Annotated in this window: 1 protein-coding gene; it reads right to left on the reverse strand. The window is 69.1% G+C overall.

Features of this window, described 5'->3' with window-relative positions; all coding sequences use genetic code 11:
• The coding region (locus tag NR073_RS11050) for a DDE-type integrase/transposase/recombinase (RefSeq protein ID WP_256748844.1) at positions 1 to 395 on the reverse strand (395 nt) is incomplete at both ends.

Consider the following 395-nt stretch of genomic DNA (forward strand, 5'->3'; position numbering starts at 1 on the left):
GGGGCGGATCCGGTGGTGCCGGCCCCCGAGCGAGACCACCTTGGCGGTGAAGTCCACGGCCCGGTAGTTGTTCCCGTTGTCCGTGACCACCCGGTCCACGGTGATGCCGTGGGCGGCGAAGAACGCGCGGGCCCGGCAGAAGAACCCGATCGTGGTCACCGCCTTCTCGTCCTCCAACGCCTCGGTGTAGGCCAGGCGGGTGTACCCGTCGATCGCCGAGTGCAGGTAGGTGTAGCCGACCCGCCGGCCAGGCCCGCGCTTGGAAGCACGGCCTGCTTCACTGTCACGTCCGTGAGCACGCCAGCCGCCCCCGTCTGGGATCTTCCCGATCTTCTTCACATCCAGGTGCACCATGTGCCCCGGGCCGCGGGCGGTGATCTTCTGGGGTCGTTGGC

The organism is Micrococcus sp. Mcc28, from assembly GCF_024519775.1.
Lineage (GTDB): Bacteria > Actinomycetota > Actinomycetes > Actinomycetales > Micrococcaceae > Micrococcus > Micrococcus luteus.